Below are 21147 nucleotides of genomic sequence, written 5' to 3' on the forward strand. Positions count from 1 at the left end.
GCTTCGGCATATCGTCTATGTGACTTTAATTGAAGGAGTCACCGCAAGCGCAGGAACCGCCAGCGTTGGGGTTATCAATGGTAAAGCCCTGGGCCTCAATGGTGTCGGAGAAGTCGATCTTGGCGCCAGTGAGATACGGGATGGACATCTTGTCCACGACGAGGTTGACACCACCAATGGAATCCACCTTGTCACCATCCAGGGTGCGGTCATCGAAGTAGAGCTGGTAGCGCAAGCCCGCGCAGCCGCCCGGCTGGACAGCAATGCGCAGTGACAGATCATCGCGGCCTTCCTGATCAAGCAGGGACTTTGCCTTGGCCGCAGCGGCCTCGGTCAGGATAACTCCGGTTGCAGACGCGGGAGCGGTCATGATTTCTCCTCTTATGATTACGGAATTTTTTCTGGAGCCCACCCTACCCCCTCTCACAAGAGGAAGAAAGGATGCCTCACAGTTCACTAGTGGTTCACTGGTGCCCTGTTCCCTCACCACAACGCCATCTCCCGCGGGCCTATTCCCGTTATGTCCGCGCGACCTTGTACGCTAAACAGCGTGAAACTTCCGTGGCAAAAAGATGACAAGACTTCTTCCCCCGCCGAGCACACCCCGGCGCCGGAAGAGCAACCCGCCGCCGAGAAACCGCACCGCAAGGGCTACACGCCGCCGAAGGGCCGCCCCACGCCCAAGCGTGATGCGCAAGAAATCGCCCGCGGTGTTAAGCGAGATCCCCGAGGAATGTCGGACGCGCAGCGCTACCAGCACCGCAAGGAACTCAAAGCTTCCATGTCTAAGGCAGAGTGGAAGGAATACAAGCGCAAGGAGCGCCAAGAGTCCCGCGAGCGCAACAAGGTGGCACAGGAACGCATGGCCGCGGGCGACGAGCGCTACCTCCTCGCCCGCGATAAGGGCGATGTCCGCCGCTACGTGCGCGATTGGGTAGATTCCCACCGCTTCATTAACGAATGGGTCATGCCCTTTGCCATCGTGCTGCTGGTGCTCATGTTTGTCAGCACCCGAGACCCGCGTCTGTCCCAGATCATCTCGATCGGCGCGATGGCGGTCATCGTAGTCTTCGCTGTCGAGGGCTTCTGGCTCGCGCGCAAGTGCAACAACGCGGTGCGCCTGAAGTTCCCCGGCACCACCGAGGCCGGTTTTGGTCTAGGGTTCTACGCGTACTCCCGCGCCTCCCAGCCACGCAAGTGGCGCACGCCGCGTCCGCAGGTGGAGCGCGGGGCCACCGTCTAGGCCGGAGGACACATGCCTGAATTCACCGCGGTTCCCCAGCTGCGCCCTTCAATCGCAGCTCAACCAAACCGCATGGCAGAGATTGCTGCATGGCTGGCGGCAGCGCAGGATTCTCCGCAGGCCACAGCGCTTGAGCGGCCCCGGGCCGTCGTCTTTGAAGGCGCTCGGCCCACCGCTGAACGCACTGTCGACGGCGTGGCTATCACGCAGCACTCCCCCGCTGATGAGGAACGGTGGCGCGATAATCTCCTCAGCGCTGCGCAGCGGGCGGGGGCGGGCATCGACTTCGTCGAGTGCACCAGCAGCGACTCCGAAAACTCTAAACCGTGCGGCAGCACTACCGCCATGTCCCCTGCGGAGTGCGAGTCCTTCGTCAGCCTAGGCATGACCACGGCAGATAGGGAGATCGATTCCGGCGCCGACCTGCTCATCGCGTCCGCTTGTGACATTGGCACGGAGACCGTTGCCACCAGTGTTATGGGCCGGATCACCCACACCGAACCGGTAGCGATCGTGGGGACGAATACGCTCGCCAGCGGTATCACGGATGCGCAGTGGAAGGCCCGCGTGAGCGTTGTGCGTGACTCCATGTTCCGCGCCCGCAACCTAGAGGGCTGGGAGGTCGTGCAGACCATCGGTTCCCCGAATCTCGCAGCGTTGGTGGGTTTCATCGCGCAGGCCACGGCGCGGCGCACGCCAGTGCTTATCGATGGCCCCCTGGCCGCCACCGCCGCAGTCTTGGCCGAGCGCACCGCGCCCGGTGTGAAGGGCTGGCTGCGCGCGGGAAGCACGACCCCCGAACCTGCGCATGCCCTCGCCCTCAAGGAGTTGGGGCTAAATCCACTGCTTGATTTAAACCTGAGTGAAGGTTTCCCTCTCGGCGCGCTCGCGGCCTTGCCGCTGGTGCAGCTGGCCGCAGAGCTCGCCTAGTCGGGGTGCTTATTTCGCTTCCACCAGCGTGTGCAGCCAGCCATGGGTATCCTCCACGGAACCGCGCTGGATGCCGGTGAGGCGCTCGCGCAGGGCCATCGTCGTAGTACCGGCCTCGTCGTTGTTGATGTGGAAGTCGGTCTCGTTGCCCATGACGTGGCCCACCGGGGTAATAACAGCCGCGGTACCGCAGGCAAAGGCCTCCACCATCGCGCCGGAGGCGACGTCCTGCTCCCACTCCTTGTAGGTTATGCGACGCTCTTCAACCTTCAAGCCCATGTCTTCGGCCACCTGCAGCAGGGACTTACGTGTAATGCCCGGAAGCAGCGATCCCGACAGCTCTGGGGTAACCAGGGTTTGGTTGCCCTCTTCGCCGTAGACGAAGGCCAGGTTCATGCCGCCCATTTCCTCGATGTAGGTGCGCTGGATGGCATCCAGCCAGACCACTTGGTCGCAGCCCTTCTCGGCAGCCTGCGCCTGCGCGAGCAGCGAAGCCGCATAGTTGCCGGCAAATTTCGCTGCACCGGTGCCGCCGGGAGCGGCGCGAACATAGTCGGTGGACAGCCAGACGGACACCGGCTTGATGCCACCGGAGAAATACGCGCCTGCCGGGGAGGCGATGACAACATAGCGGTAAGAATGCGCCGGGTGCACGCCCAGGGAGACATCAGTAGCGATCATGAAGGGGCGGAAGTACAGGGCTGCCTCGCCACCGGCCTCGGGGACCCAGGTCTGGTCGACGTCGACAAGCTGGCGCAGGGATTCGATGAACTCCTCTTCTGGCAGCTGCGGCATTGCCATGCGCTCAGCAGAGGCCTGCAGACGCTGCGCGTTCTGCTCTGGGCGGAAGGTGGCGATGCTGCCGTCGGGCTGGCTGTAGGCCTTGATGCCCTCGAAGATGGCCTGGCCGTAGTGGAAGACAGTGGAGGCCGGATCCATGCTGAACGGCGCGTAAGGGCGCACCTGCGCGTCGTGCCAACCCTTGTCCTCAGTCCAGTCAATCGTCACCATGTGGTCGGTGAAGTACTTACCAAAGCCCGGGTTCGCCAGAATCTCCTTCAGGCGTTCCGGGGAGGTGGGAGTATCAGTTCGCGTCACGGTGTAATTCAACATGCCTCACAGCGTACTCCCCAGACACCTATAGAAGTGCAGAAATGCCCAAGCAAAGTATCGCCTGAAATAGTCAGCCTTCGTGTACATTGCCCCTCCGCGTTCCACGTCATGGACACAGGTAGTGTGTGAGGAGTATCCCATTGTCATTTTCTCAAGGAGGACATCGTGGCTTCTTCCACGTTCGAACTGCCCGCACGCGGCTCTTTCCCCACCGTTGAGCTGGCCAAGAAGGCCCCCAAGCAGGCAGACGCCCTGCTCATCGCCACCTTTGCTGGTGAGGAGGGGCTCGAGGTTCCGGGTACCTCTCTGCTCGGTTCCTCCGCGCTGCGCTCGACCTACGAGGCTCTCGCTGCGGTGGGCGCGACGGGTAAGGCCGGGGAGATCGTGAAGGTTCCCGCCCCACAGAAGGCAGGTGCCGCTCAGGTCATCGCATTGGGTTTGGGTGACGTTGAGGCGCTCGACGATGAAGCTCTGCGCCGCGCCGCCGGCAGCGCCGCTCGCGGCACTGCGGGCGTGGGCACCATCGTGACCACCTTGGCAGACTTCGGCGTTACGGCCGCCGTTGAGGGACTCATCCTCGGCGGCTATGCCTACCGCGGAATCCGCTCCACTGAGCTCACAGACAAGGAGCAGCCGGCCAGCTTCATCGTGGTGGCTGATAAGTCTGTTTCCGAAGAATTCGAGGCCGCCCGCACCGTGGCCGAGTCTGTTTTGCTCGCCCGCGACCTAGTGAATGCCCCCGCTAACGAGCTCTACCCGGAGTCCTACGCAGACTTCCTCTCCGGCCAGGCCAAGGAGGCCGGTCTTGACGTCGAGGTTCTCGATGAAAAGCAGCTGGAGAAGCAGGGCTTCGGCGGAATCTTGGCCGTGGGCAAGGGCTCGGCCCGTCCACCGCGCTTGGTGCGCTTGAGCTGGAAGCCCAAGAAGGCCAAGAAGCACGTGGCTCTCGTGGGCAAGGGCATCACCTTCGATACCGGCGGTATTTCCTTGAAGCCAGGCAATGGCATGTGGGACATGATCTCTGACATGGGCGGCTCTGCTGCGATGGCGGCCACCATCATCGCTGCGGCCAAGTTGAAGCTGCCGGTTCAGATCACCGCTACCCTGCCGCTGGCGGAGAACATGCCGGGCTCTGGTGCCACCCGCCCGGGCGATGTCATTACCCACTACGGTGGCCTGACCTCCGAGGTGCTCAACACCGACGCTGAGGGCCGCCTCGTGCTATCGGACGCCATCGCCCGCGCCAGCGAGGACAAGCCGGATTATCTCATCGAGACCGCGACGCTCACCGGCGCACAGATCGTGGCGCTGGGTTCGCGCACCTCCGGCATCATGGGCTCCGAGGTCTTCCGCGATCGTCTCGCCGAAATCGGCCGCGAGGTGGGCGAGAACGCCTGGGCCATGCCGCTGCTGGAGGAGCACGACGAGGAGATTAAGTCCCAGGCCGCGGACATCCGCAACATCAACGCTAAGCGCGAGGGCGGCATGGAATTCGCCGGCACCTATCTCAAGCAATTCGTGGGCGAGGGCATCGAGTGGGCCCACATCGATATCGCCGGCCCCTCCTGGAACGGTTCCGCTCCGCGCGGCTACACCCCGAAGCGCGCTACCGGTGTGCCGGTGCGCACCGTGGTGGCAGCGCTGCGCGAGATTGCCGAAGCCTAGATCAGAGCGTCGTCAATTCGGCCCCTCGTGTGAGCGGCTTTAGGCCGCTCACACTTCTTCGCCGGCGATGACGTAGTCCTCCTTGTCCGCCAGCGGGAGGACGGTGCCGTCGGACATGGCGCGATCGGTGACGAGCCCGTCATCGTCGACAAGCGCGACCTCGTTGCCTTCCTCACGCAGCCGGCGCAGGCCTTCCTTGAGCATGCGCCGGCCCACCTTGTGCAGCCCAGAGACCTGGGAGAAGTCCAAGGCCAAGCGCTTGCCGGAGAACTGGCGCTCCTCCAGCTCGTGGAGGATGGCTTCCGTGGCGGTGAAGTTGATATGACCCTGCAGTCGGATGATCGCCGTCTCATCATCTTCATCAACACTGCGTACTGGGTGCACGCCGAAGCGGTTCTCTGTGGACATCAGATGCAGGCCCATGTCCGAGGAAAGCTCGCGGAAGATCGCGGTGCCGCGCACGCTATTACCTTGCTCATCGAGGCGCGGAGAGAACGTCGCCACACCAATCTGACCCGGCAGAGTACCGATGAGACCGCCGGCTACGCCTGACTTCGCGGGGATTCCTACCTCCGTCATCCAGCGCCCAGCGCCGTCGTACATGCCGCAAGAGCTCATCACCGCCAGGGTCATGCGGCAAACATCGGCGTCCAGAATCTTCTCCCCTGTCACCGGCTGGCGCCCACCATTGGCCAAGGTGGCGGTCATAACGGCGAGGTCGCGCACGTCGACCGACAGCGCGCACTGCGAGGTATAGGACAGCACTGCGTCGTGGGCATCGTCCTGAATGATGCCATAGGAGCGCAGCATGTGCGCGAGGGAGAGGTTACGCTCGGCGTGCTCCAGTTCGGAGTCACACAGGCGCTTGTCGACGTCCACCTCGCGCCCCGCCAGTTGTGAAATGAAGGAACGAATCTTTTCCACGCGGTCCTCCACGCTGGAGTCCACACCGTTGATGAGCTGGTTGACTACAATGGCCCCGGCGTTAATCATCGGGTTTACCGGGCGGTGGTCTTTGGCTAGGGAAAGCTCGTTGAAAGCCTGCCCAGAGGGCTCGAGACCGACGACATCACGCACCGCGTCTAAGCCCAGCTCACTCAGCGCGAGGGCGTAGACGAATGGTTTTGAGATGGACTGAATGGTGAAGCGGTTTTCCGCGTCACCGGCGCTATAGAGGTGGCCTGTCACAGAGCACAGAGCAACGCCCAACTGGTCTGGGTTTGCGCTGGCCAGTTCCGGGATATAGTCAGCTACCTCACCGGAATCGTGATCGTGAACGCCATTAAGGATCTTCTGTAGATAAAATGGAATCGGTGTTTTCATCGCTTCCCAGGGTATAGAATTGCCCCGTATGACACCTGCACTCATCATTGTCGATGTCCAATATGATTTTTGTCCCGGCGGAGCCCTCGGCACCGAACGCGGCAACGAAGTTGCTGAGCGCATCGGCGCACTCCAAGCCTCCTATGAGACGGTCGTAGCCACACAGGATTGGCATATCGATCCAGGCTCCCACTTCGCTGAGAACCCCGACTTTGTCGATACCTGGCCTACACACTGCGTGGCTGATTCTTTCGGCGCCGCCATGCACGAGGCCATCGCGCCCGCCCAGGCTTACTTCAAGAAGGGCGAATACACCGCCGCCTACTCGGGCTTCGAAGGCGCGGCCAATGGAGTTTCCCTGGCGGACTGGTTGCGGGAGCACAACGTCACCGCCGTGGACATCGTTGGCATTGCCACCGATCACTGCGTGCGCGCAACGGCTGCCGACGCCCTTAAGGAAGGCTTCACCGTGCGGGTTCTGGCGGACTACTGTGCGCCCGTCGACGAAGCCCGCGGCGCCGCCGCCCTGGAGGATTTAGCCAAGGCAGGCGCCACCATCGTTAGCGAATAAGCAACAGGGGTTATGGCTGTTTAGCTATCCCCCTGTTGGTTCTGCTGCTGGCGCTGCTCAAAACGTTCGCGGCGCTCACGCTGCTCCTCCCGTTTGCGCAGAATGCGCTCTCGCTCGATGCGCTCGCGCATGCGCTGCGGGTAACCGGTCTCTTCGACGTCATAGACATCGCAGCGCAGAAGCTTGGCCACCGCGTCAATACCTTTGGGTCCACCAATGCGGCGGCGGATGAAGGCCCCGCTTTCATCAACCACGACGACCGACATCTCGTTGACCACGGTCTCCGGCTCCACAAATGCCTCAATATAAGCCCGCCCCTGTGCCCAAGCTTGGAGCTCCTGAGCGTCTTCTGCCCGAATGGTCTCCCCCGGTGCGCGGGGTGGGCGCAGTTGGGACTTAGAGCTATTGCGGCGGAACGGGTTGAACATGGCTCTTTAGCCTACCGGAGCCCGCCTTCAGCCACTTCCTGCGGAGGTTGCCCCAATTCACCCCACCCATGCGCAGCTTTTATAAACACGCTGTAGAATCAATCACTAGCGTTTCACTAATTCCAACTTTCGAGGAGTCTTAACACTTATGGCACACTCTGTTGTGATGCCCGAACTGGGCGAATCTGTAACCGAAGGCACGATTACCCAGTGGCTGAAGTCCGTCGGCGACACCGTCGAGGTCGACGAGCCATTGCTCGAGGTCTCCACCGACAAGGTCGACACCGAAATCCCCTCCCCGGTCGCCGGCACCATCCTCGAAATCAAGGCTGAGGAAGATGACACCGTAGACGTGGGCGCAGTCATCGCCATCATCGGTGATGAGGGCGAGTCTGCACCGGCTGCTGAGGAGTCCGAGGATTCCTCCGAGAAAGCTGCTGAGACCCCGGACAAGCCTGCTGAGGACGCTGAGTCTGAGGCTCCGGCTGCTTCTGGTGACGCCACCGACGTAGAGATGCCGGAGCTCGGTGAGTCCGTCACCGAAGGCACCATCACCCAGTGGCTGAAGTCCGTCGGCGACACCGTCGAGGTCGACGAACCACTCCTCGAGGTCTCCACCGACAAGGTCGACACCGAAATCCCCTCCCCGGTCGCCGGCACCCTCGTTGAAATCCTCGCCGAGGAAGACGACACCGTCGACGTCGGCGCCGTCATCGCCCGCGTAGGCGACGGCTCCGCCGCAGCCTCCGAGAAGCCCGCCGCCAAGGAAGAAAAGGCAGAGGAAAAGAAGGAAGAGCCCAAGGCTGAGGAGAAGAAGGAAGAGCCTAAGGCAGAAGAGAAGAAGCCTGCTGCTTCCCAGTCCTCCGAGCCGAAGACTTCTGAGACTTCCACCAAGGTCAACAACGGCGATAACGTCCCGTACGTCACCCCGCTGGTGCGCAAGCTGGCTGAGAAGCACGGCGTTGACCTCTCCACCGTCTCTGGCACTGGCGTCGGCGGCCGCATCCGCAAGCAGGACGTCCTGGCCGCGGCTGGCGAGGGCGAGGCACCGGCTTCCTCTGCTAGCGCATCCTCCAGCAACCCGCGTGCTCGCTGGTCCACCAAGTCCGTGGATCCGGAGAAGCAGGAGCTCATCGGCACCACCCAGAAGGTCAACCGTATCCGCGAGATCACGGCGTCCAAGATGGTTGAGGCCCTCCAGATTTCCGCTCAGCTGACCCACGTCCAGGAAGTCGATATGACCGCCATCTGGGATATGCGCAAGCAGTCCAAGCAGGCGTTCATTGATAAGTACGAGGCCAACCTCTCCTTCCTGCCGTTCATTGTGAAGGCCACCGTTGAGGCACTGGTCTCCCACCCGAACGTCAACGCGTCCTACAACCCGGAGACCAAGGAGATGACCTACCACGCTGACGTCAACGTGGCCATCGCCGTGGATACTCCGCGTGGCCTGCTGACCCCGGTCATCCACAAGGCCCAGGAACTGACGCTGCCGGAGATTGCCCAGAAGATCGCCGAGCTGGCAGACAAGGCACGCAACAACAAGCTCAAGCCGAATGATCTGACCGGTGCAACCTTCACCGTGACCAACATCGGCTCCGAGGGCGCCCTGCTGGATACCCCGATTCTGGTTCCGCCGCAGGCCGGCATCCTGGGCACCGCCGCTATCACCAAGCGCGCGGTCGTCGTGACCGAGGACGGCCAGGACGCGATTGCCATCCGCCAGATGTGCTACCTGCCGTTCACCTACGACCATCAGGTGGTCGACGGTGCCGACGCTGGTCGCTTCATCACGACCATCAAGGACCGCCTCGAAACCGCAGATTTCGAAGCCGACCTTGACCTCTAAGCCCTAGAACTAAGGCCTAGGTATGCTCCCCCGCCACTGCGGCAGGGGAGCTTCGTCGTTGTGCCTGCTGTTTCTCTCCTCCTACGCCGCACAGCGCCCCAGAGCAGCCCGGCGACAAGCGCTCTAATGCCAGCACCCCTGCCTATCTGACGAAGATCTCCGCAGATCCCGCCGGCGGTTTCAATAACTTTGGCAGATAGGCGCCTTCCGCGTGCCATCCCCGCTCCATTTCCCCACCCCACTGTGATTCAGTACACTAGACTGTGCTGCATGGTTTCTCAGAAGTGGTTCCGCGTCGCTTTAGGCATGTTCCTCGTCGCCTGCGGCGCTAATCTCTTCGCCCCGATGGTCGTGGTCTACCAAGTCACCACCGAACTAGGGGTTCTACAGACGACCTTCCTCTTCGGCATCTATGCCCTCGGCATCATGGTGGCTCTCTTCATTGGCGGCCCACTCTCGGATTCGTTGGGACGCCGAGCCATCATGCGCCCAGCCGTCCTCATCACCACTGCTGGCTCACTGGTCTTCCTCGGCGGCGCAGGCGGTGCCTTCCTCCCCTTGTTGCTCGGCCGCCTGTGTGCCGGGGCTGCGGTGGGCCTGGCCATGTCTTCCGGCGCTGCGTGGATTAAGGAGCTCAGCACCCACCTCAGCGTTGGTGCGAAGCGTTCCTCTATCGCACTGTCAGCCGGCTTCGCATCAGCGCCTGGCGTTGCCGGTATCACCGCGGAATTCCTCCCCTGGCCCACCGTCCTGCCTTATCTTTTGCACATCGGCCTAGCCCTCGTCGTGGTCCCGCTCGTGTGGACGGTGCCCGAAGATCAGAGCAAACAGTCGCTGTCACAGCGGCGCACCTTCATACCGACAAGCTTGATTACCCCCCGCTACCTACCGGTTGTGGCCTACGCACCATGGGTCTTCGGCTCCGCCACCACCGCCTTCGTCTTCCTGCCCTCACAGCTCAGCGAGCACTTGCGCCACCCCATTCTCATCGCCGGGCTCTGCGCGCTCCTCACCATGGGCAGCGGCGTAATCATTCAACAGCTAGCGGGTCGCATCCGCGTGACTGCTTTTCACGGCATGGTACTGGCCGCCATAGGCATGGCCCTGTGCCTCGGCATCCTCGCCGCGGCGGAACATAACTGGGCAGTTTTCCTTCTGCCCCTCGCGGCCATCACCATGGGCAGCTCCTATGGAATTGGCATGCTCAGCGGTCTCGCGGAAACCCAAGCCATCGCGCACCCGGCGGAGCTTGGTGCAGCAACGGGGGTGTTTTATTCGCTGACCTATCTGGGGTTCTTTGCCCCCTTCATTCTCTCGCTTTTGGGCCCTGTCACAGGCTATTCCACCGCCTTCATCATTGGACTCTCTATCGCGGCGTTGACTGCCGTGACGCTGCGCCTCCGCTTTAAGGGGTAACCGGGGTTAATGTCATGGCATACGCTTTATACTTGGGGCAGTTTAGGTCACACAAAACTATCGCCACGAAGGAGATTCACCATATGGATTTCACCTCTCGTCACCTCGGCCCCGATGCAGCCGAGCGTGAGACGATGCTCAAGGCAGTGGGCTATGACAGCGTGGACGCGCTTGTCGATGCTGCCCTGCCGACCTCCATCCGCGCCGCCGAGGCGCTCAACCTCCCGGAGGCTTTGAGCGAAGATGATGCGCAGGCGAAGCTGCGCGAGTACGCCTCCCAGAATGTCGTGCTGAAGTCCTTCTACGGCCAGGGTTACTCCGATACCCTCACCCCAGCGGTCATTCGCCGCGGGCTGCTGGAGGATGCCGGCTGGTACACCGCCTACACGCCCTACCAGCCGGAAATTTCGCAGGGCCGCCTCGAGGCACTGCTGAACTTCCAGACCATGATTGAGTCCCTGACCGGCCTTCCCATCGCGAACGCCTCGCTTCTCGACGAAGCCTCTGCCACCGCCGAGGCCGTCGGCCTGATGGCGCGTGCGGTGAAGAAGGGCCGCCGCGTGCTGTTGGATTCGCGCCTGCACCCGCAGGTTCTGGCCGTGGCCGCCGAGCGCGCCCGCGCCATCGAGCTGGAGGTCGAGATTGCTGATGTCCGCGATGGCATCGTCGGCGAAGACCTCGTCGGCGCAGTTCTGGCCTACACCGGAACGGAGGGCGATATCGTCGACCCGCGCGCTGCCATCGAGGAGCTGCACACCCGCGGCGCCCTGGCCGCCGTTGTGGCCGACCCGCTGTCGCTGCTCCTTCTGGAAGCGCCTGGTTCAATGGGCGCAGACGTCGTCCTCGGCTCCTCGCAGCGCTTCGGCGTCCCGCTCTTCTTCGGCGGCCCGCACGCAGCCTTCATGTCCGTCACGGATAAGCTCAAGCGCCAGCTTCCGGGCCGCATCGTGGGCGTGTCCAAGGACGCCGCCGGCCGCCCCGCCTACCGTCTGGCCCTGCAGACCCGCGAGCAGCACATCCGCCGCGAGCGCGCCACCTCCAATATCTGTACTGCACAGGCCCTCTTGGCCAATGTCGCCTCCATGTACGCCGTCTACCACGGTCCGAAGGGGCTGAAGGAGATTGCGCAGCGCGCGCATGACCGCGCTTCTGCTTTCGCTGCGGCAGTCACCGGCGCAGGCAAGGAGATTGTCTCCCGAGACTTCTTCGACACCGTGACCGTTACCGGCGTGGATGCCGCCGCCGTCAAGGCCCAGCTGCAGGAGAAGGGCTACCTGGTGCGCGCCATCGGCACGGACAAGGTCTCGGTCTCCTTCGGCGAGTCCGCTACCAGCGAGGATGTCAACACCCTTGCCACCGCCTTCGGCGCCACAGACTTCACTGCGTCCGAGCCAGCCTCGTCTGGCTCCTTCGAGATTCCGTCCTCTGTCCAGCGCTCCGAGGAGCCGCTGCAGCACGAGATCTTCAATTCGCTTCACTCCGAGACCCAGATGCTGCGCTACCTGCGCACCCTGGCGGATAAGGACTTGGCGCTCGACCGCACCATGATCCCGCTGGGCTCGTGCACGATGAAGCTCAACCCCACCTCCGCCATGGAGCCCATCTCCTGGCCGGAGTTCGCGGGCATCCACCCCTATGCCCCGGAGGAGACCACCGCTGGTTGGCGCGCGCTGATCGACGAGCTCGAGTCCTGGCTCGCCGAAATCACCGGCTACGCCCAGGTTTCCATCCAGCCCAACGCCGGTTCCCAGGGTGAGTTGGCCGGCCTGCTGGCCATTCGTCGCTACCACGTTGCCAACGGCGATCATGGCCGCGATGTCATCCTCATTCCGGCCTCAGCGCACGGCACCAACGCGGCGTCGGCGACCCTGGCCAACCTGCGCGTTGTCGTGGTCAAGACCGCGGACGATGGCTCGATCGACGTCGCCGACCTCGACGCCAAGCTCGAGCAGCACGGCGAGCACGTCGCCGGCATCATGATTACCTACCCCTCCACCCACGGTGTCTTCGACCCCGAGGTGCGCGAGGTCTGCGACAAGGTCCACGCAGCCGGCGGCCAGGTCTATATCGACGGCGCGAACATGAACGCGCTGGCCGGTTGGGCCCGCCCGGGCGTCTTCGGTGGCGATGTCTCCCACCTCAACCTGCACAAGACCTTCACCATCCCGCACGGCGGAGGTGGCCCGGGTGTGGGCCCGGTGGGCGTCGCCAAGCACTTGGTGCCCTTCCTGCCGACGGATGCCAACAACCCCCAGCTGGACCCCGCGCAGCCGGCCGCGGAAGGCACCGGCGTGCCGTCCACCGCATCGCGCTACGGTTCCGCTGGTGTGCTGCCGATTTCCTGGTCTTACCTGGCCATGGTGGGCGCGCAAGGACTCACGGAGACGACGAGCCACGCCATCCTCGGCGCGAACTACCTGGCGCAGAACCTGAAGGATTCCTTCCCGGTTCTCTACACGGGTAATGCCGGCCTGGTAGCGCACGAATGCATCTTTGACCTGCGCGAGCTGACCGACGCCTCCGGCGTCACCGCTGCTGATGTGGCCAAGCGCCTCGTGGACTACGGCTTCCACGCGCCGACCCTGTCCTTCCCGGTGGCCGGCACCCTCATGGTGGAGCCCACCGAGTCCGAGGACCTGGGTGAGCTGGACCGCTTCATCGAGGCTATGCGCTCCATCCGCGCCGAAATCCAGGAAATCATCGACGGCAAAGTGGCCTACGAGGACTCCGTCATCCACCACGCACCGTTCAACGCCGAATCCGTCGCCGCCGACGAGTGGAACTTTGCCTTTAGCCGCCAGCAGGCCGCCTACCCGGTGACCTCCCTGCGCGCTAATAAGTACTTCCCGCCGGTGCGCCGCATCGACGAGGCTTATGGTGACCGCAACCTGGTGTGCACCTGCCCGCCGCCAGAGGCCTTTGACTACTCCGACGAGAACCAGGAGGTTTAATCAATGACTGACTACCTGCACTCCCCGCTGCATGCTGAGCACGAGAAACTCGGCGCTACTTTCACCCCCTTCGGGCCGTGGGAGATGCCGCTGAAGTATGACAACGAGCTTGAGGAGCACCGCGCGGTGCGTAATGCCGCGGGCCTCTTCGATCTGTCCCACATGGGTGAAATCTGGGTCAACGGCCCAGACGCCGCTGAGTTCTTGTCCTACTGCTTCATTTCCAACCTCACCACCCTCAAGGAGGGCAAGGCGAAGTACTCCATGATCTGCGCGGAGGATGGCGGCATCATCGATGACCTCATCACCTACCGCTTGGAGGAGACCAAGTTCCTCGTCGTGCCCAATGCTGGCAACGCCGACACCGTGTGGGATGCACTCAACGAGCGCGCCGAGGGCTTCGACGTGGACCTGAAGAACGAGTCCCGCGACGTGGCCATGATTGCCGTCCAGGGCCCGAAGGCGCTGGAGATCCTCGTCCCGTTGGTGGAGGACACCAAGCAGCAGGCCGTGATGGACCTGCCCTACTACGCCGCGATGACCGGCAAGGTGGCCCGTAAGTATGCGTTCATCTGCCGCACCGGCTACACCGGCGAGGACGGCTTCGAGCTCATCGTCTACAACTCCGATGCCCCGGAGCTGTGGGAAGAGCTGCTCAAGGCCGGCGAGGAATACGGCATCAAGCCCTGTGGCTTGGCAGCGCGCGACTCCCTGCGCTTGGAGGCTGGCATGCCGCTCTACGGCAACGAGCTCACCCGCGATATCACCCCAGTGGAGGCCGGAATGTCCCGCGCCTTTGCCAAGAAGGAGCAGGACTTCGTAGGCGCTGAGGTGCTGCGCCAGCGCGCTGAGGAGGGCCCGCAGGCCGTTATCACCGGACTTGTCTCCTCCCAGCGCCGCGCCGCCCGTGCCGGCTCCGAGGTCTACGTGGGTGAGAACAAGGTGGGCACGGTGACATCTGGTCAGCCCTCCCCCACCCTGGGGCACCCGGTAGCACTCGCGCTCATCGATACCGCCGCTGGACTCGAGCCGGGTGCGGCCGTCGAGGTGGATATCCGCGGCAAGCGCTACCCCTTCGAAGTCTCCGCGCTGCCCTTCTACAAGCGCGATAAGTAAACTCCACTACTGAAGTCAACTACCGAAAGGACACCCCTTCTCATGGCTAATCTTCCTTCCGATTTCTCCTACTCCGAGGACCACGAGTGGATTAACGCCACCGCTGACTCCGTCGTTGGTTCTACCGTCCGTATCGGCATCACCTCCGTGGCCACCGACCGCCTGGGGGAGGTCGTCTTCGCTGAGCTGCCTGCCGTGGGCGATACCGTCGAGCACGGCGAGACCTGCGGCGAGGTCGAGTCCACCAAGTCCGTGTCTGACCTCTACTCCCCGGTCACCGGCACCGTGACCGCCGTCAATGAGGGCGTGCACGATGACTACGCAGTCATCAACAACGATCCCTTCGGTGAAGGCTGGCTCTTCGAGGTCGAGGTCACCGAGGCCGGCGAGCTGATGACCGCCGACGAATACGCCTCCGCCAACGGCGTTGACTAAAACATCGCTTGAGCAGCGCAGACTCAGCCCCTTTCGGGCTGATTTCTCGCGGGGTTTAGGATTGGGTTCATGACTGCTCCCCGCGAACCTTTCTTTCCCGTTGATCGCTCCATCCGCGCTTCCGACGAACCACTGGAGATCCGCCGCTTAGGCCGCATGGGCTACCAAGAGGCCTGGGATCTGCAAGCCGAGATCGCCGCGGCGCGGGCGGCGGGCACGCAGGGGGATGTCATCCTCGTGGTGGAGCACCCCAACGTCTACACCGCCGGCAAGCGCACGCAGCCGGAGGATATGCCTGATAATGGCCTACCGGTCATTGATGTAGACCGTGGCGGGCGCATCACCTGGCACGGCGAGGGCCAGTTGGTGGTCTACCCCATTATCAAGCTGGCCGAGCCGGTAGACGTTGTCGATTACGTCCGCCGCCTTGAGGAGGCCATCATCCAAGCCGTCCGCGAACTCGGTGTGAGCACCGCTGGGCGCATCGATGGACGCTCTGGCGTATGGGTTCCTTCCACCACCCAGGCTGCCGACCCAGCCGCCCCGAAGCGCGACCGTAAGCTAGGCGCCCTGGGCATTCGCGTGACCCGCGGAGTGACCATGCACGGTCTGGCGCTCAACTGCACCAATACGCTGGAATACTACGAGCACATCGTGGCCTGCGGCATCGACGATGCGGACGTGTCCACGCTATCGCTTGAGCTCGGCCGTGAGGTGACCATGGAGGAGGCGGAAGCGCCGCTTCTCGACGCCCTCCTCAAAGCCCTCTCCGGCGAACTAACAGTGGCCGACCACACCTTTGCCTCGGCACCTGATCCCATCAAAGTGGCCAATGAGAAGGCCCGCCAAGCCCGCAAAGCCGCGCAAGAAAAATAGCGGCTACCCTCGGTGGAATAAAGCCGCCACTCGTAGGGCTTGTATTAGAAAGAGCTAGTTCAACACCTAAAGTGAGGTTCCGTGACTGTTAAGCCTGAAGGACGCAAGATGCTCCGCATTGAGAAGAAGAATGCGGAGTCTCCCATCGAACAGAAGCCGCGCTGGATCCGCAACCAGGTTCGCACCGGCCCTGGGTACGAGGACATGAAATCTCGCGTGACTGGTGCTTCCCTACACACCGTGTGCCAAGAGGCTGGCTGCCCCAATATTCACGAGTGCTGGGAATCGCGTGAGGCTACCTTCCTCATCGGCGGTGACAAGTGCACTCGCCGCTGTGATTTCTGCGATATCGCTACCGGTAAGCCAGCGGAACTGGACCGCGACGAGCCGCGTCGTGTGGCAGAGAATATCCAGGAAATGGATCTCAACTACACCACCATCACGGGTGTTACCCGCGATGATCTTCCTGATGAGGGCGCCTGGCTCTACGCCGAGGTGGTGCGCAAGATTCATGAGCTTAACCCCAATACCGGCGTGGAAAACCTCACCCCGGACTTTTCCGGTAAGCCGGACCTGCTCCAGGAGGTCTTTGAGGCCCGCCCCGAGGTCTTTGCTCACAACCTGGAGACGGTGCCGCGCATCTTCAAGCGCATCCGCCCGGCCTTCCGCTATGAGCGTTCCCTCGACGTCATCCGCCAGGCCCACGACTTTGGCCTGATCACCAAGTCCAACCTCATCCTGGGCATGGGCGAAACCGCCGAGGAGATCGAGGAAGCACTGCGCGACCTGCGCTCGGCAGGCTGCGACATCATCACGATCACCCAGTACCTGCGCCCCGGCCCGCGCTTCCACCCGATCGAGCGCTGGGTGCGCCCGGAGGAATTCGTGGAGCACTCCAAGCTGGCCAAGGAGCTGGGCTTCGGTGGCGTCATGTCTGGCCCGCTGGTCCGCTCCTCCTACCGCGCTGGCCGCCTCTACGTGCAGGCCATGGAGGCACGCGGCCTCGAGCTTCCGGAGAACCTGAAGCACCTGGCGGAGACTTCCCAGGGCGCTACCGCCCAGGAGGCTTCCACCCTGCTGGAGAAGTACGGCCCCTCCGAGGAAACTCCGGTCACCACGCGCATGGCTAAGACCCCCGCACAATCCAACTCTGTTGCCGCTACCATCCGCTAACGCGTTTCTCTTTTTATTCCCCTTGCCCTTAAAGTAGGAGACATGGCTAAGGACGATAAGGCGTCGCTCAAGGACGCGAAGAAGCAAGAGCGGGCGGCCAAGCGCGCCCAGCGCAAGCAGAACTGGTCACAGATGTGGCAAGCGTTCAACATGCAGCGCAAGCAGGACAAGGCTCTCATCCCCATCATGCTGGCTGCGTTCTTGGGCATGGGCTTGCTCTTCTTCCTTATCGGCATGCTCTTCAACGGCCAGTGGTTCATGCTCATCATTGGCTTGGGTCTTGGCGCGATGCTCGCCATGTTCCTGTTCACCCGCCGCCTTGAGCGCGATATGTACAAGAAGGTGGAAGACCAGCCTGGTGTCGCCGGTTGGGCTTTGGAGCAGCAGCTACGCAACACCGTTGGTGTGGTGTGGAAGGTCAAGCCGGGCGTGGCTGCGACGCGCCAGCAGGATCTGGTTCACCGCGTGATTGGTAACTCCGGCGTCATTTTCGTCGTTGAGGGTGACCGCAAGCGCGTTGCCCCTACTCTTAACCGTTTGAAGAAACGCGTTGACCGCCTGGCTGGCGGTGTGCCGGTTTACGAGGTCTTCGTGGGCAGCGGTGAGGATGAGGTGCCGGTGTCCAAGCTGCGCAGCCACATTATGAAGCTGCCGCGCAACTACAACAAGAACGAAACCTACGAGAACATTCGCCGCATCGAGGCCATGGATGATCTCCCGGGCACTACTCCGGGCCTGCCAAAGGGCCCAATGCCCCGCCAGGCTCAGAACATGGCGGGCATGAACCGCCGCATGCGCCGCATGCAGGAGCGCAAGGGCGGCAAATAAGCCATCTTGTTCCACACAAGAAGGGGTCCCTTCCGAGATTCTCGGAAGGGACCCCTTCTTTACCTTGCGATTCTTCGTTGCTTTAGGACCGTCCTAGCCTTCGTGACCAGGTTTCGTCAGATGGTTCTACTCAGATGGTTTACTTGACCCCAAGTAAACCATCTAGCGTTATGAAGAAGGTTTGTTTGCCCCCAAACAAACCTTTTCAGGGGAACCATTTGTGGGGCATCTGTGGTGGATACGACCGGCTAGCGCTGACCAAGCTTTAGGCCATGATAACGGCCGTGCCGGTGGCGCGATCGTGGAGGCCGCGGCCGTCGGCATCGACCATCGCTGCGGGGAAGAGCACAGCAGTCAGCAGCGTGCGGACCGCCGCCCGCCACAAGCCGACAGAAGTGCCCGGCTTGTCGAGGCGCGCCACGCCCATGCCCAGCACGGCCATTCCCGGGGTGCGGGCGAAGAGCCATCCGCACACGATGCCCATAACTACCCACACTGCATAGCCCAAGAAAGCTGGGCCGCCGAGCGAATCCGTAAAGAGCTCAAGAAGGTTGGCAATGAGCATCGCCAAGAGCCAGTCAATGAGCACGCCAAGAGTGCGCCGCATTACAGAAGCCAGGGCACCTGAGCCCTCCTTGGGCAAGCCCATTGTTTGCCCAGGCCACTGCCCGTGCTCGAAGCCGTCGTTATTATCTGCCATGCTCACCAATCTAGCTGTCGGCTCCGCGAAGCAGAAAATTTACCTCCAGGTGCCCCAGACACCCCGGTAACGAAGCCAATACCTGTAAACTAGTCGGGAGTACTAAACGTCAACCAACAGGAGACCACCGTGTCCTTTGAGACAATCCAGGACGTCATCGCATTCATCAAGGAAGAGGACGTCAAGTTCGTTGACATCCGGTTTACGGACGTCCCCGGCACTGAGCACCACTTCTCTATTCCGGCCGAGGAATTTACTGAAGACGCAGCCGCCGAAGGCCTCGCTTTTGATGGTTCTTCCATCCGCGGATTCACCACCATCGATGAGTCCGATATGACGCTGCTGCCAGATCCGAAGACCGCCTTCGTGGATCCTTTCCGCACCGCGAAGACTCTGAACATCAAGTTCTTCGTCCACGACCCCTTCACCCTGGAGCCTTTCAGCCGCGACCCGCGCAACATCGCGCGCAAGGCTGAGGAGTACCTCGCTTCCACCGGCATCGCGGATACCTGTAACTTCGGCGCCGAGGCTGAGTTCTATATCTTCGATTCGGTTCGCTACGGCACGGATGTCCACAACGGCTTCTACGAGGTTGATACCGATGAGGGGTGGTGGAACCGCGGTTCTGAGACCAACTTCGATGGCACTCCGAACACCGGTTTCAAGACTCGTGTGAAGGGTGGCTACTTCCCTACGGCACCCGTCGACAAGCACGGCGAGGTCCGCGATGCCATGGTGGAGCAGCTGCAGAAGGCAGGCTTTGTTATCGAGCGCTTCCACCACGAGGTGGGCAGCGGCCAGAACGAGATCAACTACCGCTTCAACTCCCTGCTGCACGCGGCTGATGATATTCAGACCTTCAAGTACATCATCAAGAACACCGCTGAGCAGTTCGGTAAGTCCGTAACCTTCATGCCGAAGCCGCTGGCCGGCGATAATGGTTCCGGTATGCACGCCCACATGTCCCTGTGGCAGGACGGCAAGCCGCTCTTCCATGATGAGGCTGGCTACGCCGGCCTGTCCGACATGGCTCGCTACTACATCGGCGGCATCCTGGCCCACGCACCGGCTGTTCTGGCGTTTACGAACGCGACTCTGAACTCCTACCACCGTCTGGTCCCGGGCTTTGAGGCCCCGATTAACCTGGTGTACTCGCAGCGCAACCGCTCGGCTGCTATCCGTATCCCGATTACCGGTTCCAACCCGAAGGCCAAGCGCATCGAGTTCCGTGCTCCGGACCCGTCCGGCAACCCCTACTTCGGCTTCGCTGCCATGATGATGGCGGGCCTCGACGGCATTAAGAACCGCATTGAGCCGCACGCTCCGGTGGATAAGGACCTCTACGAGCTGCCGCCGGCAGAGGCTGCGTCCATCCCGCAGGCACCGACCTCCCTGGAGGCGTCCATCGCGGCACTTGAGGAGGACAACGAGTTCCTCACCGAGGGCGATGTCTTCTCCGAGGATCTCATCGAGACCTACATCAACTACAAGCGTGAGAACGAGATTGCGCCGGTTCGTCTGCGCCCGACTCCGCAGGAGTTTGAGATGTACTACGACTGTTAAAGGATATGTGGGTATCTGACCCCTTCTTTTAGCACCCTCCGACAAGACACAACCCACGGTTTCCTTCACGGATTCCGTGGGTTGTGTCATGTTGAGCCCGGCGCGCGAGAGCCCAATGGCGCAGCTTCTGAAACTAACTACAGGGGCTACCGGCCACGCAGGCGAGTGTTCCGCCGGCTAATAGAGGCGCCCTAATTCAGCAAAGATACCCGAATTAAAGTTGAAAGCCCGCTCTGCCTCCGAGAGCATAGCTTCACGCTGTTCAACGTTTAGCTCCAGGCTATCCACGCGCTCGCGGTATCCCGTACGATAAGGCGGGATTTTTCCAATCGAAGTGAAGTCATAGAAGTTCAGTGCCTCAGGAGGAACTCCGTAATGGGCTCCCAAACGCGCTGCAATCACCTGCCCACCGGAAATATCACCGAGATAGCGCACGTAGTGATGGGCTACCACTTCTACTGGCTTGCCCACAATTTCTTCTAAGCGCGCGCTATAGGACCTCGTCGCTGGAAGAATGCGAATCTCCTCACGCCAGTTTTCGCCGACGAGCACTTTCAAATCTGCTTCCAGTGCTTGACGACGTTCCAGCCGTGGATCCGCTACCGCGCCGGCAATGGGAGTAGTCGCCACGCTGCGAACGGCGTTCTCGAGAGCTCCATATACAAACCACAGTTGGCCGGCCAAATCAGCCACGGCTGACTTATTGAGCTCCCCTGACAACAGGCGCTGCATGAATGCCGAATTCTCCGCATGCTCATGCGCACGCGCAGTCGCCTCACGCAACGCAACGGACAAAGATTTATTGAGAGTGGTAGTCACTGTTCTTCTCCACGGTGTTATTTAGAAAACTACAAATCAGTTGAGGTTAGAAAAACTCAAAATCAAAAATTAAGGGGATTAAGCCGACGTGGGTGTGCGGCACCAATTCTCATCGGCACCCCACACCCGTTACGTCGTTCTTGAACTG

Annotated in this window: 19 protein-coding genes; 13 read left to right on the forward strand and 6 right to left on the reverse strand. The window is 61.9% G+C overall.

The annotated features are described in order from the left end of the window. Positions 1-25: 25 nt before the first annotated feature. On the reverse strand, positions 26-370 hold the full coding sequence (locus tag CAURI_RS08865) for a HesB/IscA family protein (protein ID WP_010190580.1): 345 nt from the start codon (positions 368-370) through the stop codon (positions 26-28). A gap of 180 nt (positions 371-550) precedes the next feature. Between CAURI_RS08865 and CAURI_RS08870 the strand changes: the two genes are divergently transcribed. Together CAURI_RS08870 and CAURI_RS08875 are read left to right on the forward strand one after the other, a co-directional pair. Next, the gene (locus tag CAURI_RS08870) at positions 551-1243 is read left to right on the forward strand and encodes a DUF3043 domain-containing protein (RefSeq protein ID WP_010190581.1); all 693 of its coding nucleotides are present in this window, start codon (positions 551-553) and stop codon (positions 1241-1243) included. A 12-nt stretch (positions 1244-1255) separates the two neighbouring features. Next, positions 1256-2173, forward strand: a complete 918-nt coding sequence (locus CAURI_RS08875) for a nicotinate-nucleotide--dimethylbenzimidazole phosphoribosyltransferase (protein WP_010190582.1) — start codon at positions 1256-1258, stop codon at positions 2171-2173. Between the two features lie 9 nt (positions 2174-2182). Here the strand turns inward: CAURI_RS08875 and CAURI_RS08880 are convergent, their stop codons facing one another. After that, positions 2183-3286 (reverse strand): branched-chain amino acid aminotransferase, encoded by a 1104-nt coding sequence (locus CAURI_RS08880; protein WP_010190583.1) that lies wholly within the window; start codon positions 3284-3286, stop codon positions 2183-2185. Between the two features lie 165 nt (positions 3287-3451). On the opposite strand from CAURI_RS08880, the gene CAURI_RS08885 reads away from it, so the two are divergent. Next, positions 3452-4951: a leucyl aminopeptidase gene (locus tag CAURI_RS08885; RefSeq protein WP_012715163.1), complete on the forward strand. Its 1500-nt coding sequence runs from the start codon at positions 3452-3454 to the stop codon at positions 4949-4951. Between the two features lie 48 nt (positions 4952-4999). Here CAURI_RS08885 and CAURI_RS08890 read toward each other — a convergent pair whose 3' ends face one another. Continuing rightward, positions 5000-6274: a glutaminase gene (locus CAURI_RS08890; RefSeq protein WP_010190589.1), complete on the reverse strand. Its 1275-nt coding sequence runs from the start codon at positions 6272-6274 to the stop codon at positions 5000-5002. 28 nt (positions 6275-6302) lie between these two features. On the opposite strand from CAURI_RS08890, the gene CAURI_RS08895 reads away from it, so the two are divergent. After that, positions 6303-6845 (forward strand): isochorismatase family protein, encoded by a 543-nt coding sequence (locus tag CAURI_RS08895; RefSeq protein WP_010190591.1) that lies wholly within the window; start codon positions 6303-6305, stop codon positions 6843-6845. A 20-nt stretch (positions 6846-6865) separates the two neighbouring features. Here CAURI_RS08895 and CAURI_RS08900 read toward each other — a convergent pair whose 3' ends face one another. After that, positions 6866-7273 (reverse strand): hypothetical protein, encoded by a 408-nt coding sequence (locus CAURI_RS08900; RefSeq protein ID WP_010190593.1) that lies wholly within the window; start codon positions 7271-7273, stop codon positions 6866-6868. A 148-nt stretch (positions 7274-7421) separates the two neighbouring features. Here CAURI_RS08900 and sucB point away from each other — a divergent pair, with 148 nt between their 5' ends. The 8 genes from sucB (at position 7422) to CAURI_RS08940 (ending at position 17917) form a co-directional block, all read left to right on the forward strand. After that, a complete protein-coding gene (sucB, locus tag CAURI_RS08905; RefSeq protein ID WP_010190594.1) occupies positions 7422-9122 on the forward strand; it encodes a 2-oxoglutarate dehydrogenase, E2 component, dihydrolipoamide succinyltransferase in 1701 nt (566 codons plus the stop codon). 270 nt (positions 9123-9392) lie between these two features. Beyond that, positions 9393-10538 carry an MFS transporter gene (locus CAURI_RS08910; RefSeq protein ID WP_010190595.1) on the forward strand — a complete coding sequence of 382 codons (1146 nt, stop codon included), beginning with the start codon at positions 9393-9395 and terminating at the stop codon, positions 10536-10538. Positions 10539-10621: 83 nt separating this feature from the next. Continuing rightward, complete coding sequence (gcvP, locus tag CAURI_RS08915; protein ID WP_010190596.1) at positions 10622-13489, forward strand: aminomethyl-transferring glycine dehydrogenase; 2868 nt, start codon at positions 10622-10624, stop codon at positions 13487-13489. A 3-nt stretch (positions 13490-13492) separates the two neighbouring features. After that, positions 13493-14605, forward strand: coding sequence for a glycine cleavage system aminomethyltransferase GcvT (gcvT, locus tag CAURI_RS08920; RefSeq protein WP_010190597.1), 1113 nt, complete (start codon positions 13493-13495; stop codon positions 14603-14605). A 42-nt stretch (positions 14606-14647) separates the two neighbouring features. Continuing rightward, entirely contained in the window at positions 14648-15040 is a 393-nt protein-coding gene (gene gcvH / locus CAURI_RS08925; RefSeq protein ID WP_010190598.1) for a glycine cleavage system protein GcvH, read from the forward strand. A 69-nt stretch (positions 15041-15109) separates the two neighbouring features. Further along, entirely contained in the window at positions 15110-15916 is an 807-nt protein-coding gene (gene lipB, locus CAURI_RS08930; RefSeq protein WP_010190599.1) for a lipoyl(octanoyl) transferase LipB, read from the forward strand. A gap of 108 nt (positions 15917-16024) precedes the next feature. Continuing rightward, the gene (gene lipA, locus CAURI_RS08935) at positions 16025-17089 is read left to right on the forward strand and encodes a lipoyl synthase (RefSeq protein WP_010190600.1); all 1065 of its coding nucleotides are present in this window, start codon (positions 16025-16027) and stop codon (positions 17087-17089) included. Positions 17090-17131: 42 nt separating this feature from the next. After that, complete coding sequence (locus CAURI_RS08940) at positions 17132-17917, forward strand: DUF4191 domain-containing protein (protein WP_010190601.1); 786 nt, start codon at positions 17132-17134, stop codon at positions 17915-17917. A gap of 265 nt (positions 17918-18182) precedes the next feature. Here the strand turns inward: CAURI_RS08940 and CAURI_RS08945 are convergent, their stop codons facing one another. Beyond that, positions 18183-18617, reverse strand: coding sequence for an RDD family protein (locus CAURI_RS08945; RefSeq protein WP_010190602.1), 435 nt, complete (start codon positions 18615-18617; stop codon positions 18183-18185). A 129-nt stretch (positions 18618-18746) separates the two neighbouring features. On the opposite strand from CAURI_RS08945, the gene glnA reads away from it, so the two are divergent. Next, the gene (gene glnA, locus CAURI_RS08950; RefSeq protein WP_010190603.1) at positions 18747-20180 is read left to right on the forward strand and encodes a type I glutamate--ammonia ligase; all 1434 of its coding nucleotides are present in this window, start codon (positions 18747-18749) and stop codon (positions 20178-20180) included. 177 nt (positions 20181-20357) lie between these two features. On the opposite strand, the gene CAURI_RS08955 is transcribed toward glnA, so the two are convergent. Continuing rightward, a complete protein-coding gene (locus CAURI_RS08955; protein ID WP_010190604.1) occupies positions 20358-20999 on the reverse strand; it encodes a biliverdin-producing heme oxygenase in 642 nt (213 codons plus the stop codon). Positions 21000-21147: the final 148 nt, after the last annotated feature.

The sequence above is a fragment of the Corynebacterium aurimucosum ATCC 700975 genome (genome assembly GCF_000022905.1).
GTDB lineage: Bacteria > Actinomycetota > Actinomycetes > Mycobacteriales > Mycobacteriaceae > Corynebacterium > Corynebacterium aurimucosum_F.

Excerpts from the sequence above, each read along its gene's own strand:
- CAURI_RS08865 (WP_010190580.1), bottom strand. The coding sequence starts at position 370 with ATGACCGCTCCCGCGTCTGCAACCGGAGTTATCCTGACCGAGGCCGCT.
- CAURI_RS08875 (WP_010190582.1), top strand. The coding sequence starts at position 1,256 with ATGCCTGAATTCACCGCGGTTCCCCAGCTGCGCCCTTCAATCGCAGCT.
- CAURI_RS08880 (WP_010190583.1), bottom strand. The coding sequence starts at position 3,286 with ATGTTGAATTACACCGTGACGCGAACTGATACTCCCACCTCCCCGGAA.
- CAURI_RS08890 (WP_010190589.1), bottom strand. The coding sequence starts at position 6,274 with ATGAAAACACCGATTCCATTTTATCTACAGAAGATCCTTAATGGCGTT.
- CAURI_RS08895 (WP_010190591.1), top strand. The coding sequence starts at position 6,303 with ATGACACCTGCACTCATCATTGTCGATGTCCAATATGATTTTTGTCCC.
- CAURI_RS08900 (WP_010190593.1), bottom strand. The coding sequence starts at position 7,273 with ATGTTCAACCCGTTCCGCCGCAATAGCTCTAAGTCCCAACTGCGCCCA.
- sucB (WP_010190594.1), top strand. The coding sequence starts at position 7,422 with ATGGCACACTCTGTTGTGATGCCCGAACTGGGCGAATCTGTAACCGAA.
- CAURI_RS08910 (WP_010190595.1), top strand. The coding sequence starts at position 9,393 with ATGGTTTCTCAGAAGTGGTTCCGCGTCGCTTTAGGCATGTTCCTCGTC.
- gcvP (WP_010190596.1), top strand. The coding sequence starts at position 10,622 with ATGGATTTCACCTCTCGTCACCTCGGCCCCGATGCAGCCGAGCGTGAG.
- gcvT (WP_010190597.1), top strand. The coding sequence starts at position 13,493 with ATGACTGACTACCTGCACTCCCCGCTGCATGCTGAGCACGAGAAACTC.
- gcvH (WP_010190598.1), top strand. The coding sequence starts at position 14,648 with ATGGCTAATCTTCCTTCCGATTTCTCCTACTCCGAGGACCACGAGTGG.
- lipB (WP_010190599.1), top strand. The coding sequence starts at position 15,110 with ATGACTGCTCCCCGCGAACCTTTCTTTCCCGTTGATCGCTCCATCCGC.
- lipA (WP_010190600.1), top strand. The coding sequence starts at position 16,025 with ATGCTCCGCATTGAGAAGAAGAATGCGGAGTCTCCCATCGAACAGAAG.
- CAURI_RS08940 (WP_010190601.1), top strand. The coding sequence starts at position 17,132 with ATGGCTAAGGACGATAAGGCGTCGCTCAAGGACGCGAAGAAGCAAGAG.
- CAURI_RS08945 (WP_010190602.1), bottom strand. The coding sequence starts at position 18,617 with ATGGCAGATAATAACGACGGCTTCGAGCACGGGCAGTGGCCTGGGCAA.